At 51.5% G+C, this 12,479-nt stretch carries 13 protein-coding genes; 3 read left to right on the top strand and 10 right to left on the bottom strand.

Features of this window, described 5'->3' with window-relative positions; translation table 11 throughout:
- On the bottom strand, positions 1–621 hold the full coding sequence (locus tag HCK03_RS18335; RefSeq protein ID WP_167692008.1) for a glutathione S-transferase family protein: 621 nt from the start codon (positions 619–621) through the stop codon (positions 1–3).
- Positions 622–877: 256 nt separating this feature from the next.
- Here HCK03_RS18335 and dacC point away from each other — a divergent pair, with 256 nt between their 5' ends.
- Complete coding sequence (gene dacC / locus HCK03_RS18330) at positions 878–2,080, top strand: serine-type D-Ala-D-Ala carboxypeptidase (RefSeq protein ID WP_041144738.1); 1,203 nt, start codon at positions 878–880, stop codon at positions 2,078–2,080.
- Between the two features lie 28 nt (positions 2,081–2,108).
- Here the strand turns inward: dacC and deoR are convergent, their stop codons facing one another.
- Together deoR and ybjG are read right to left on the bottom strand one after the other, a co-directional pair.
- Complete coding sequence (gene deoR, locus HCK03_RS18325; RefSeq protein WP_041144739.1) at positions 2,109–2,867, bottom strand: DNA-binding transcriptional repressor DeoR; 759 nt, start codon at positions 2,865–2,867, stop codon at positions 2,109–2,111.
- Between the two features lie 120 nt (positions 2,868–2,987).
- Positions 2,988–3,581 carry an undecaprenyl-diphosphate phosphatase gene (gene ybjG / locus HCK03_RS18320; protein WP_167692007.1) on the bottom strand — a complete coding sequence of 198 codons (594 nt, stop codon included), beginning with the start codon at positions 3,579–3,581 and terminating at the stop codon, positions 2,988–2,990.
- A gap of 325 nt (positions 3,582–3,906) precedes the next feature.
- On the opposite strand from ybjG, the gene HCK03_RS18315 reads away from it, so the two are divergent.
- Positions 3,907–5,142, top strand: a complete 1,236-nt coding sequence (locus tag HCK03_RS18315) for an MFS transporter (protein ID WP_167692006.1) — start codon at positions 3,907–3,909, stop codon at positions 5,140–5,142.
- A gap of 49 nt (positions 5,143–5,191) precedes the next feature.
- On the opposite strand, the gene HCK03_RS18310 is transcribed toward HCK03_RS18315, so the two are convergent.
- Positions 5,192–6,004, bottom strand: coding sequence for a Cof-type HAD-IIB family hydrolase (locus HCK03_RS18310; protein ID WP_041144742.1), 813 nt, complete (start codon positions 6,002–6,004; stop codon positions 5,192–5,194).
- Positions 6,004–7,206: an MFS transporter gene (locus tag HCK03_RS18305; RefSeq protein ID WP_041144743.1), complete on the bottom strand. Its 1,203-nt coding sequence runs from the start codon at positions 7,204–7,206 to the stop codon at positions 6,004–6,006. Before HCK03_RS18305 ends, HCK03_RS18310 begins: the two co-directional genes overlap by 1 nt.
- A gap of 151 nt (positions 7,207–7,357) precedes the next feature.
- Between HCK03_RS18305 and HCK03_RS18300 the strand changes: the two genes are divergently transcribed.
- Positions 7,358–7,903 (top strand): TetR/AcrR family transcriptional regulator, encoded by a 546-nt coding sequence (locus HCK03_RS18300; protein ID WP_041144744.1) that lies wholly within the window; start codon positions 7,358–7,360, stop codon positions 7,901–7,903.
- A gap of 222 nt (positions 7,904–8,125) precedes the next feature.
- On the opposite strand, the gene HCK03_RS18295 is transcribed toward HCK03_RS18300, so the two are convergent.
- The 5 genes from HCK03_RS18295 to HCK03_RS18275 form a co-directional block, all read right to left on the bottom strand.
- On the bottom strand, positions 8,126–9,178 hold the full coding sequence (locus HCK03_RS18295) for a phage integrase (protein ID WP_141335010.1): 1,053 nt from the start codon (positions 9,176–9,178) through the stop codon (positions 8,126–8,128).
- A 79-nt stretch (positions 9,179–9,257) separates the two neighbouring features.
- Positions 9,258–9,629: an ASCH domain-containing protein gene (locus HCK03_RS18290; RefSeq protein WP_032428730.1), complete on the bottom strand. Its 372-nt coding sequence runs from the start codon at positions 9,627–9,629 to the stop codon at positions 9,258–9,260.
- Complete coding sequence (locus HCK03_RS18285) at positions 9,607–10,680, bottom strand: hypothetical protein (RefSeq protein ID WP_042920085.1); 1,074 nt, start codon at positions 10,678–10,680, stop codon at positions 9,607–9,609. The genes HCK03_RS18290 and HCK03_RS18285 overlap by 23 nt, the downstream gene beginning before the upstream one ends.
- A gap of 26 nt (positions 10,681–10,706) precedes the next feature.
- Positions 10,707–11,786 carry a hypothetical protein gene (locus tag HCK03_RS18280; RefSeq protein WP_167692005.1) on the bottom strand — a complete coding sequence of 360 codons (1,080 nt, stop codon included), beginning with the start codon at positions 11,784–11,786 and terminating at the stop codon, positions 10,707–10,709.
- 26 nt (positions 11,787–11,812) lie between these two features.
- Positions 11,813–12,424: a phage repressor protein CI gene (locus HCK03_RS18275; protein ID WP_042920088.1), complete on the bottom strand. Its 612-nt coding sequence runs from the start codon at positions 12,422–12,424 to the stop codon at positions 11,813–11,815.
- Positions 12,425–12,479 lie beyond the last annotated feature (55 nt).

Below are 12,479 nucleotides of genomic sequence, written 5' to 3'. Positions count from 1 at the left end.
TCAGGTGACCGGGATCGCCACCACACTGCGCCAGGCCTGACGTTCGCTAATCTGCTGATACCAGCGCTGCAGGTTCGGGCGCGGTTGCCAGCTCGGCACGATGCTCATCAGGTTATAGACGAACGGCGCAACGGCGATATCACCGAGGCCGAATGATTCGCCGGAGAGCCACGGGAACGCCGCCAGCTCGTCGTCGAGGATGGCAAAGAGCGCTTCACAGGCGGCAATACCGGCGGCAATCGCTGCGGGATCGCGTTTCTCCTCCGGCGTTCTCACCAGCCCCATCAACACCGGACGGTGGGTGGGAGAGAGCGAGCCGTTGGCCCAGTCCATCCATTTGTCGCCCTGCGCCCGCCGTACCGGATCGTCGACCCACAGGCGGTTTTGCCCATACTGCGCCGCCAGATAGCGAATAATGGCGTTCGACTCCCACAGTACGAGGTCGCCGTCCTTCAGCAGCGGCACCAGGCCGTTCGGGTTCATCGCCAAATACTCCGCGTCGTGATTCACACCAAACTCGAGCCCCGCCAAAATCTGCTGATAGGGAAGATCCAGCTCTTCCAGCACCCAGCGTACTTTTTTCACGTTAGTTGAATTGTTTCTGCCCCATAGCGTAATCATATCGGTTCCCGTTAGTTATTGAGCCGTCGTTGCAGCAAGGTGAGTCATCATGTTGGAATAAAGTTAATATATAGGCAATCGCGATCAAAAAAATTGCTCTGTTTTCAGCAAGACGCGAGGTTATTGCGTAAACTTTAAAAACTTTACCAACTCGCTGTTTCTTTAAGGTCATTTGTACGCTTTACTCACCGGCTGCTGCTGCGCCGATAGAGTGCTGCGGCATATTTTGTTTGGAAAGGATACTTGGGTGGCTCTTATGACGCATGATGCTTTTTCCCTTCGCGGCCTCGCGGCAGGCTGCGCTCTTCTCGTTCTCGTTGCACCTGCGGTACAGGCTGCAGACCAACTCCCCGACGCCCCTTCGATTGATGCGCGAGCCTGGGTCCTGATGGACTACGCCAGCGGCAAGGTGCTCAGCGAAGGCAATGCCGATGAAAAACTCGACCCGGCAAGTCTGACCAAGATTATGACCAGTTACGTCGTCGGGCAGGCGCTGAAAGCGGGCAAAATTAAATCTACCGATATGGTTACCGTCGGCCGCGATGCCTGGGCCACCGGCAACCCGGCGCTGCGCGGCTCGTCGGTGATGTTCCTCAAGCCGGGTATGCAGGTGTCGGTTGAGGACCTCAATAAAGGTGTCATCATCCAGTCCGGCAACGATGCCAGCATCGCGATTGCTGACTACGTCGCGGGTAGCCAGGATGCGTTTGTTAGCCTGATGAACGGCTATGCGCAAAAAATGGGCCTGACCAATACCACCTTTATGACCGTCCACGGCCTTGATGCGCCGGGCCAGTTCAGTACCGCCCGCGATATGGCGCTGCTGACCAAAGCGATGATCCACGACGTCCCTGAAGAGTACGCCATTCATAAAGAAAAAGAGTTTACCTTCAATAAGATTCGCCAGCCGAACCGTAACCGCCTGCTGTGGAGCACCAACCTCAACGCCGACGGCGTGAAAACGGGCACCACCACCGGTGCGGGCTATAATCTGGTCTCCTCGGCCACGCAGGGCGATATGCGCCTGATCGCCGTGGTGCTGGGCACCAAAACCGACCGTATTCGCTTTAACGAGTCAGAAAAGCTGCTGACCTGGGGCTTCCGCTTCTATGAAACCGTGACGCCAATTAAGCCGGACGCCACCTTTATCACCCAGCGCGTGTGGTTTGGCGACAGCAGCGAAGCGAAGCTCGGCGCGGGTGAAGCCGGCTCGATTACCATTCCGCGCGGCCAGATGAAGAACCTGAAAGCCAGCTATGCCCTGAAGGATACGCAGCTGACGGCGCCGCTGACCAAAGGGCAGGTGGTAGGGACTATCGACTTTAAGCTCAATGACAAAACCATCGAGCAGCGCCCGCTTATCGTGATGGAAGCGGTCAACGAAGGCGGCTTCTTTAGCCGAATGATGGACTTCGTGCTGATGAAACTGCACGGCTGGTTCGGCGGCTGGTTCTCGTAATCCGCCGGTCGCGCCCTGCGGGGCGCGATCAGTAGAGCAGTGAAATCTGTTTTTTCTTCGCCAGCGCCAGCAGGTCGTCGTCGGGACAGACGTCGCTGGCAATCACGTCAAAACGCGATAAATCGCCCATCCTCGCCGGCCTGACCTTACCGAATTTACTGTGATCCACCACCAGCACGTGGTAGCGCGCGCTGCTCATCGCCCAGTGCTTAACCGGCAGCTCCTCGAGGTTGTAGCAGGTCGCCCCCTGCTCGCAGTCAATGCCCGCCGCCGAGTAGAAGGCGATGTCCGGGCACAGATGGCTCAGGGTATCCTGCAGGCTCAGCGGCTTAAAAATCGCGTTGCTGGCGTGAAACTCGCCGCCGCAGAGGATGGCCCGACAGTGGGGCTTTTCCTGCAGCGCAAGAAAGGTATTCAGCGAATAGCAGACGCCGGTAAACGGCAGGGCGTTATCAATCGCGTCAATGATCCACGGCGTGGTGGTCCCGCAGTCAAAAAAGGCCATCTGGTGGGCTTCAAGCAGGCCGGCTGCGTGGCGGGCGGCGCGGCGTTTTTCATCCACCAGGCGCGTCTTCTGGTCGCTAAGCAGGTAGTGCGTGGCGCTGCGCGGCTCGAGGACGATGTAACCGCCCAGCAGGACAACGGGCCCATTATGGCCGTTCAGGTCGCGACGGATGGTCATTTCAGAAACGCCAAGCAGCGCTGCGGCTTCTTTTAGGTGAAGCTTATCGCTGCGCTTGAGTGCCTGAATAAGCTGGCTGATGCGTTCATCACGACGTGTTTCCATAATCCCTCTAAGCTGAAATCGCCCTGCATTGGCAGGGCGTCAGTGGGCAATTTTACCTGCCGGAAGGGGGTTAGTCACGCGTCTGCAATGCGCGCCGAACGAGGAGCCGCCCGGCGCGGGCTATTCGCGGACCCAGCCTTTGCGGATCGGCAGGGAGAAACAGAGGCGGTACAGGCGCTGCAGGTATTGATAGAGCGGACGGCCGCCGCTGTGCCACAGCAGCTGCGCGCCCAGGCAGCCGCACATGGCGGTCAGCAGGCCGCCGAGCATATCCATCGGCCAGTGCACGCCGAGATAGACCCGAGACCAGGCGATAGCCGCCGCCGCGGCCAGCAGCGCGAGCCCGGAGCCCAGCCGATGCCAGAATAAGAAGGCCAGCGCGAAGGTAAAGCTGATGGTGCCGTGATTGCTGGGGAACGAGTTATTCGGCGAGTGGTGCAGGAACTGATAGCCGACGTCGGCGGCAAAGGGGCGCTCGTGCGGGAAGAGAAGGCCGAATATCCACGACAGCGTCAGGCTTATTGCCAGGGCCAGCATCACCTTAAATACCAGCTGGCGCTGATTCGGTCTCCACAGCCACAGCGCGGCCGTCAGTAGAGGAACAATCAAAATCAAATCTTTGGCGATCAGGGTGGCCAGCGTAATAGCCCATGAGGATGAGGCGGGCGTAGCGTTAATCGCGGCGAACAGCGCGTAGTTGATATTTTCCAGCATACTTTCAGGCTCTTGGGGTCCGATAACAATAAGCCGCCCACCTTAAGAGACGGAGGCGATGAATTAAAGCAGTATTGTCTTAATTATCAGCTTGTTATGATTTGTTTTTCGGCTGGCATCTTTGCTAACACGCCGGCTGCAATGAGTATAAGGCCTGTAACCTAATTGAAATATAAACGAAATATAGACAGGGATAATAAAAATTGCGCAGGGCGGGGGAGAGGTGAAAGGTTGTGCTATTTTTTTAATTGTCACTCACAATTCACTATCTCCCCGGCAAGACTTTCATTAAACTTTGCGCGATTTTTTATAAATAAGAGATTTCATGCAGAATTATTCGCTTTCAGGCAAACGCCTCGGACGGCAGGCGCTACTTTTCCCGCTGTGCCTGGTTTTATACGAATTTTCCACCTATATCGCCAACGACATGATCCAGCCGGGCATGCTCTCGGTGGTCGCCGAGTTTCAGGTCGGTAATGAGTGGGTTCCAACTTCCATGACCGCCTACCTTGCGGGCGGAATGTTTTTACAGTGGCTGCTCGGCCCGCTGTCGGACCGTATTGGTCGCCGCCCGGTGATGCTGACCGGCGTCGTGTGGTTTATCGTCACCTGCCTGGCGACGCTGCTGGCCCAGTCCATCGAGCAGTTCACGCTGCTGCGTTTTTTACAGGGCATCAGCCTGTGCTTTATCGGTGCGGTTGGCTACGCGGCGATTCAGGAGTCGTTTGATGAGGCGATGTGTATCAAAATCACCGCCCTGATGGCTAACGTCGCGCTGATTGCGCCGCTGCTCGGGCCGCTGGTCGGCGCGGCATGGGTCCACATCCTGCCGTGGGAAATGATGTTCGTGCTGTTTGCCGTGCTGGCGGCCATCGCCTTCTTCGGGCTGCAGCGGGCGATGCCGGAAACTGCCACCCGCATGGGCGAGAAGCTGTCGATGAAAGAGCTGGGCCGTGACTACGGCCTGGTGCTGAAGAATCTGCGCTTTGTCGCCGGGGCGCTGGCCACCGGTTTTGTCAGCCTGCCGCTGCTGGCATGGATTGCCCAGTCGCCGGTCATTATTATCAGCGGTGAGCAGGCGACCAGCTATGAGTACGGCCTGCTGCAGGTGCCTATCTTTGGCGCGCTGATTGCCGGTAATCTGGTGCTGGCGCGGCTGACCTTCCGCCGCACGGTGCGCTCGCTGATTATTCTCGGCGGCTGGCCGATTATGTTTGGCCTGCTGCTCTCCGCGGTGGCGACGGTGGTGTCGACCCACGCCTATCTGTGGATGACCGCCGGGCTGAGCGTCTACGCCTTCGGAATTGGTCTGGCTAACGCCGGCCTGGTTCGCCTGACGCTGTTTGCCAGCGATATGAGCAAAGGGACGGTGTCGGCGGCGATGGGGATGCTGCAAATGCTGATCTTCACCGTCGGGATTGAAGTCAGCAAACATGCCTATGAACTGGGGGGAAGCGGGATATTCAGCCTGTTTAACCTGCTAAGCGGCGTGCTGTGGCTGGCGATGATTATCTATTTTCTGCACGATAAAAGCGTCGGCAGCGGCCACGATCCGCAGTAGCCCATGCTAATAACCCCGGGTGCGGCGCGACGCCTCACCCGGGAGCGTATCAGGCGAACGGCGCTTCGCGATTCAGCACCTTATCGATAATATGCAGCACCCCTTCCTCATTGTTATGCGGCGCATCGTAACCGGCAACGGCTTTTACCGGCGCGGCGGCGTTGGCCATGGCGTAGCCGAATCCGGCGTGTTGCAGCATTTCAATATCATTCCCGCTGTCGCCAAAGGCGACGACCTGATGATTTTCAATCCCCCAGCGCTCCTGCAGGATGCGCAGGCCGTTGGCCTTGTGCACGCCGGGCATAATCAGATCGATGCTGCCGTAGCCGGTGGCGACGGCGTTGACCATCTCGCCGAGCGCCGCATGCAGCTTTGGCTGCATCTCGGGGATCAGATTATCGGGCACGTTAAGGCCAAACTTGAGGATCGCATCGTCGAGGTTATTAAAGTCATCCACCAGCTCAAGGCGGTGATAATACTTTGCCGCGACCGCTTTTAGCTCATCATTGTAGCGATTGAGCGTATAGGCGCTGCGCTTGCCGCAGGCGATAATTTCAATTTCCGGCAGCGTCTGCAGAAAGTCGATAACCGCGTGAAAGTGATCTTTCGGCATCTGGCAGTTAAATACGTCATCTCCGGCGTTGACCACCCAGCCGCCGTTTTCGGCGACGAAGGCAATCTCATCCGCCACTTCGGGGAAAAACGAAATCAGCTGGTAGTACTGGTTACCGCTGGCGACCACGAAGCGGATATCCTGCTCGCGCATCCGCCGATACTGGCTGAGGAAGCGCTGGCGATTATAGGTTTTGGCATCGCTTAAAAAGGTACCGTCCATATCTACCGCAATCAGTTTGATGCTCATTAGCTGTTCTCCATGACAGGTTCAGGCTGCGGCTTAGCCACCGCACGAGCGACCAGAGCCGCCACCATGACCAGCCCCAGCACCACCATCATGGCGCTGCGCAGGCCGAAATGTTCGCCGAGGAAGCCCAGCAGCGGCGGCCCGACGAGGAAGGCGAGGTAGCCGGTGATGGCCACCACGCTGACGCGCTTCGGCGCATCCGGCCCGGTGTCGCTGGCCGCCGAAATGGTCAGCGGGAAACCGAGCGAAGCGCCAAGCCCCCAGAGCAGCACGGAGATCCCGGCGACCCATGGGTTATCAACAAAAATAATCAGACCAATGCCCAGCGCGCCCATTACTGCGCTGGCGCGCACCACCGTCACCCGGCTATAGCGGTCAATGAACCAGCCGCCGGTAAAGCGGCCAACGGTCATGCCGAGAGTGAATCCGGCGTAAATTAAGGAGCCGGAGGTTGGGCTAAAGCCGTGGCCGTCCACCATCAGCAGCGGCAGCCAGTCGTTGGCGGAGCCTTCGGCAAACGCCATTGCCAGCACCACGACGCCAATCAGCAGCAGCTGAGCATCGCGCCAGACCGGCAGGCCTTTTTCACCCTGCTGAGCGGCCTCGGCGGCATTTTTCCCGGTACCATCGGGGATCGCGCGGATGGCGATCGCAATGGGCGCGATGGCGACCAGCGCGGCCAGCAGAATGTGCGGCGCGGCGGGCAGGCCAAAGCCGGTCACCGCCATGCCGATACCGGCGCCGATCAGGGTGCCGAAGCTGTAGAAGCCGTGCATCATCGGCAGCACGGTTTTATTCATTTCGCGTTCGACGGCGGCGCCTTCAACGTTGATGGCCACCTCTGCCGAACCGAAGCTGGCGCCAAAAATCGCCAGGCCGATGGCAAACAGGGTCGCCGAAGCGAACCACAGCGCGACGCTCAGCACCGCCATGCCCACCACCGCACAGGACATGGTGGTGCGAATCACCTTGCGGGTGCCGAAGCGCTTAACCAGCCACGCCGAGCAGAGAATGCCGCTCATGGAGCCAATCGACAGGCCAAACAGGACGATGCCCATTTCCGCCGTCGATAGCGCCAGCAGATCGCGAATGGCCGGCGTGCGCGTGGCCCATGAGGCCATCAGTAATCCGGGGATAAAGAAGAACATAAATAGCGCCCATAGCCGAAGCTGGAGGGCTCTGCGGGAGTTTTGCGCTGTCATCCGTAAACGCCAGTGAAGAGAAGATGCAGACAACACTAGCAAGTTTGTGTACATTTGTACATACACCGGATGGCCTTCAGGTTAGCGAATGTTTGGCCGTCGTTATCCCCATCATCACCCGTGATGGGGGCGCAATTGAAAAGAGATAAATATGGCCCGTCGACCGAACGACCCCCAGCGTCGGGAGCGCATTTTGAACGCGACCCTGGACACGATTGCCGCCCACGGTATTCATGCGGTCACGCACCGCAAGATTGCCTGCTGCGCCGAAGTCCCGCTGGGTTCGCTGACCTACTATTTCAGCGGCATAGACGCGCTGATTGAGGAGGCGTTTTGCATTTTTACCGTCGAGATGTCCGCTCAGTATCAGCAGTTTTTTGCCGAGGTGAGCAGTCGCGATGAGGCCTGCGACGCCATCGCCGAACTTATTTTTAGCGCCCAGGTAACCACCGCGCGCAACATGGAGCTGATGTATCAGCTGTATGCCTTCTGCAGCAGCCGTCCGGCGCTCAAGGCGGTGATGCAGAGCTGGATGCAGCGCAGCCAGCAGACGCTGGAGCAGTGGTTTGAACCGCAGACCGCTCGCGGGCTGGATGCGTTTATTGAAGGCATGACCCTGCATTTCGTCACCGACAGCGCACCGCTGTCAAAAGAGGCGATTCGCCTGATGGTCGGCCGCCTGGCCGGGGAGGCGTAGCGCCGCCGAAGATCTGTCTTTAGATAAGAGAGCTTGTGCCCCGTTAGCGCAAACGATGGGGAACAAATGTCACGCCGCACGCCGCCGTCGGCGCTGTAAAACAGCGGGGTCATTCAGGATGGGGAATTTCAGGCAACAAAAAACCCATTTATGTAAATGGGTTAATAAAAACAATGAGTTGTAAGATAATCAATAAGTTAGTTTGGTGGGGAAAGGTGGCGATTACGGGGCATTGCCAACCGCTGCCGCCACTTTGCCGCCATTTGGCAGGGTAGCCAATGGGTTAAAGCGCAGCGCTGTTTCAAGGTGATCAGGGGCCAAGTGAGCATAGCGCATGGTCATTTTTATGTCGTGGTGACCAAGGATATTCTGAAGAGCAAGGATGTTACCGCCTGACATCATAAAGTGTGCTGCAAACGTATGGCGCAGAACGTGGGTAAGCTGACCGCGCGGCAGCACGATAGAAGTTTTCTCCATCACAGATAAAAACTGGAAGTAGCAGTCAGTAAAGAACTTGAAACCGTCCAAGGCAATGATTTCCTCATACAACTCTTTGCTGATTGGAATGCTGCGGTTCTTTTTGCCCTTAGTCCTGACGAATGTGATCCGGTATTTTGTAACCTGAGAACGAGTCAGGTTTACAGCTTCGCGCCAGCGGGCACCGGTACTCAGACAGATTTTGACAACCAGGGTGAGCAGGGGGCTTTGGCGTTTGCAGTCGCACAAAAGCTCAGTGATTTGTTCATGTGTCAGCCAGGCCATCTCTTTTTCTGCGATGGTAAATTTGCGCATGTTCTCCAGTGGGTTTGGCGCAGTCCATTCTCCAAGTCGTGCCAGCTCGCTAAACACTCCGCTCATATAGCTTTGCTCAAGATTGATAGTTACCGGGCTGGCTCCTTTCTTCCATTTTTCGCTAAAGTAGATTTCACCCGTCAGGCGTTTATCTCGATAGTGCGCGAACATTTTGGATGTTAAATCAGTGGCGAGGGGATTTCCGAGAACATCGACCATCAGGATCAGCTTGTCGTGAACATGCTCGCCTGCGGTCAGAGATTTTCCGTGCAGCTTGTACCAGAGTTCTACGACATCTTTTAGCGTCCGACGGTCTACCGATTCGCCCAGCCAGGGTTTCGCCTCAGTCTCATCCATCATGTGCCGTTCAAACGCTAACGCTTCACCTTTAGTAGCGAATTGCCTACGCACGCGGCGTCCGCTACGACCTGCGGGGTAGTATTCACAAATCCATTTTCCGGTGGTGAGTTTTCGTACTGACATAAAAAATGCCCTCCTTTTGGAAAGCATTTTTACTGTATGTATAAACAGTGTCAATGTATGATGTTAAGAACCTTATACATCATAGGTATCGGTATGACTGCGGTGCTGTTATGTTGTCACCTAATGAACTTAGCAAACGTGGTTGTTCATAGACTTTCAAATCACCGATCTTAATCGCAAAGGCTTTATCCCTGCTTTGAAAGTAAGAATCAAAGAATTGTTTACTGATACCCGCATAACGGCTGGTTTTTTTCCAGACATTGCTGGGTTTGTCTTCAATAACATCGGCAATATCGAACTCAGCAACGATCATCCCTACAGGCATTGTTGAATAAATAACCACAGATTTAACATCTGGATTTTTGAAGATTCCTTTTCTGAACTCAAACTTTTTTGTTCCATCAAGAATCTTTTCAACAAATTCAGGTTTAATTGACAATAATACTTTCATCTACAGCACCAAGTTTAATAATGTTGTCAAATTCTCTGTCGGTTAATTTTAATACACCCCAATATGCTTGTGGGTTTAAACCAACGTCTTCTATTAGTTTAGCACGAGTGATTCTTTTCGGTAAAGCAAGATTATATGTAAAACTTATAATATAGGGGTATTTCTTTGTTTTATAAAAACTTCTCAATTCTATTTCGGTAAATACACTATACCGAGCACAGTATTTAATAAAATCTTGCTCTGTTGGGAATGAAAAAATATCTCTAACATCTTCTACAACACATAAAGATGTAGCAACAGAACGATAATGAGCTGGACCTTTTTTATCTGACGTTCGATAAATTACGAGAATGTCATGCATTTTTATATTTGCTACATCTTGCATGGCGCAGATGTAAATTTTTCTTATACTGTTAGCGTGAGACACGTCAGTAATAATATCTGGTGATTCAGTTATAAGTTTTGAATCTGGGAATAGACGAGTATGAAAATCTGGATAAATAGATAGTAAGTATTTGTTTTCTTTATGTCTGTTGTTGATGAAGGGATAATCGGCAAGAAGGTCTCCAGTGAGATCATCTGTGCTCATTTCTCTTACTAAAACATTTTCAATACCGTTTTCGGATTCTTTTTTTCCGTATTTTATAAATCCATAATTTAAAAAAAGTTTAATCAGGTAATCATGCTTATCAAAAACTGTTACATATATATCGTTCACTTTTTCACTTAATGCGTGGTCAAATATTTTTTTCAAAAAACGTTGACCTCGCAATGTACCTTTCGTATTAAACTTAAAGGTCCCTATTTTGAGATGTTTTAAATCAGCCAATGAAGGGTTAACATCAGTAACCTCGCCATCTTCAATTTTGAGATACATGAATCCATCAATTGAATCATCCTCATTGTAGAGCACGTATGCTTTTTCTCTTAGATCTTTTGCTTTTTTGTGAAACCATTCTACAAAACCAGCTTTATAGTCAGCTTTCAATGAGTCAAAAAAAGCATCGTCAAAGTTTACTTCATTAAAACTAATGTGCTTTAAATTTTCCATTTTAATCTCCATGTCTCATTGAAAAGTCATTTTCTAAATTTAATGAAATGTGCGATTATATATAATGCTATTAACGATAGTGAGCCGTAAATAAATAGATTTTTATCTAAACTTTCTGTTGGGACAAATTTCATAACAAATGTTATTGCTGCGCCGTAGAAAATGTATGCAAATATTTTGCTTAGTTTAGATTTCGTGTTTTTAAATTTTACGACGACAGAAAAATCATTAAGTCTCGAATTTATATCATTCGATATTTTCCAATGATATATCATTGGATCATGAGACCCGAAAGATATGCCTTTGCTAAAATATTTTGTCCATGTCTCAGACTCTAAAATTCTTGAACCTTTATAATTTGAACCGGATGCAGCACAGTCATCAACCATATCGCGGATTATAAAAATATGGCATTTCAAAGGGGTACAAGCGGCGCTAGCAAGAGTTGTGGCTATTTCTGAGGGCAGATTTCTTTGCTCATTAACCCTAAAATCAATGATATCAGACCGCTCAATACTACTCTTAAGGAAGAGATCTTTGGGGTAAAATGTTTTCACTAAAAGACCGATATCTTCTTTATTAATTTGGACACGGAATCTTAAATAGTGATTGCAAGCATCTTCGGAAGAGAGACAATCCTTGAGTTTAAAGGCTAGTAAGGTGCCATTGTGGATTTTTGTTATTTTGACTCTATGGTCAAGCTCGCCGCCGCTAAATGATAACTTAGTATTAACAACTAAGTCTCCTTTATTGGCGAGCACTAATTTTAAATGTCTACCATCTACTGTTTTAGTGTCAATAAGGTATTCATTGAAAACTGCAGTTACGAGATCTCTGCTTGATTCAAGGTTTTCACTAAGATCTGAAAAAAAATTATTTTCTTTTTCGAATGGTAGGAATATGCATATTGCCCCATGTTTAGCAATGGTTTCATCTTCAGGCTTTTTGAATGTGATGCCAAAATCTAAATAGCCAAATTTATGAGCGCTTATGTTCCAAAAATTAATATGCAACTCTTCAATGAAATTCTTATGTTCAGAGTTGTAGGTCGAGCCTGAACTACTATGATAATCCCTACACCCCCAGACCGCAAAACTTCGTGACATATCGATTTCCTTTGTCAGTAACGGTTTTAATTCAAATTGACCAGTAAGTAAAAATGGCATCGTGCAATTGGGTTAAGTTCACTGATAAAGCACTCAAATGAATGGCATGGATTGGGTGCTCCAACCTTGACTCTTCCTACAGGTATTCTCGTAAGTTCTCTAATACTCACTTTCCCTTCTATCTCTACCACCCACTTACCATCGGTCACTTCGTGAAAATGCTGATCAGCTAAATAGAGCTGATCTGAATCCATGATTACGATAGGTTTTTGCAGAGAATCTGGCACCAACGCTTTGTCGAGTAGGTAAAAATTTGAATCTAATAATTTCCCATCTTTGATTTTTTTTCGAGGTACGGAAAACAAATCAGCAAGAACATTTTCATTTGCTGATTGGATACCTAAAGATTTTTGGGGTGGCTTAGGACTCCCAGTTCCAAATGAAAGCCACTCAACTGGGACGCCAGTTTCAATTGAGCACTTTATTATCCAGTCCGCAGGGAACACGTCTCTCATCCATCTGGTGCTCATCGTGCTTGTTGAAATCCCAAGCCGCTCACAAAGAGCCTTACGAGTACTTACTCCGTAGGCCTCAAGCATACGAAGAATAGCCTCACGGCCACCATTGTTAAAATCCATTAATGCTCCTTTGGAACCTTACATGTTGACAAACTCCAAATGAGACGTAATATTG

Source organism: Klebsiella terrigena, from assembly GCF_012029655.1.
GTDB classification, from domain to species: domain Bacteria; phylum Pseudomonadota; class Gammaproteobacteria; order Enterobacterales; family Enterobacteriaceae; genus Klebsiella; species Klebsiella terrigena.
This window is presented reverse-complemented; position numbering and strand designations above follow the sequence as displayed.

Coding starts and splice junctions, on each gene's coding strand:
- HCK03_RS18335 (WP_167692008.1), bottom strand. CDS start 621: ATGATTACGCTATGGGGCAGAAACAATTCAACTAACGTGAAAAAAGTA.
- dacC (WP_041144738.1), top strand. CDS start 878: ATGACGCATGATGCTTTTTCCCTTCGCGGCCTCGCGGCAGGCTGCGCT.
- deoR (WP_041144739.1), bottom strand. CDS start 2,867: ATGGAAACACGTCGTGATGAACGCATCAGCCAGCTTATTCAGGCACTC.
- ybjG (WP_167692007.1), bottom strand. CDS start 3,581: ATGCTGGAAAATATCAACTACGCGCTGTTCGCCGCGATTAACGCTACG.
- HCK03_RS18315 (WP_167692006.1), top strand. CDS start 3,907: ATGCAGAATTATTCGCTTTCAGGCAAACGCCTCGGACGGCAGGCGCTA.
- HCK03_RS18310 (WP_041144742.1), bottom strand. CDS start 6,004: ATGAGCATCAAACTGATTGCGGTAGATATGGACGGTACCTTTTTAAGC.
- HCK03_RS18305 (WP_041144743.1), bottom strand. CDS start 7,206: ATGACAGCGCAAAACTCCCGCAGAGCCCTCCAGCTTCGGCTATGGGCG.
- HCK03_RS18300 (WP_041144744.1), top strand. CDS start 7,358: ATGGCCCGTCGACCGAACGACCCCCAGCGTCGGGAGCGCATTTTGAAC.
- HCK03_RS18295 (WP_141335010.1), bottom strand. CDS start 9,178: ATGTCAGTACGAAAACTCACCACCGGAAAATGGATTTGTGAATACTAC.
- HCK03_RS18290 (WP_032428730.1), bottom strand. CDS start 9,629: ATGAAAGTATTATTGTCAATTAAACCTGAATTTGTTGAAAAGATTCTT.
- HCK03_RS18285 (WP_042920085.1), bottom strand. CDS start 10,680: ATGGAAAATTTAAAGCACATTAGTTTTAATGAAGTAAACTTTGACGAT.
- HCK03_RS18280 (WP_167692005.1), bottom strand. CDS start 11,786: ATGTCACGAAGTTTTGCGGTCTGGGGGTGTAGGGATTATCATAGTAGT.
- HCK03_RS18275 (WP_042920088.1), bottom strand. CDS start 12,424: ATGGATTTTAACAATGGTGGCCGTGAGGCTATTCTTCGTATGCTTGAG.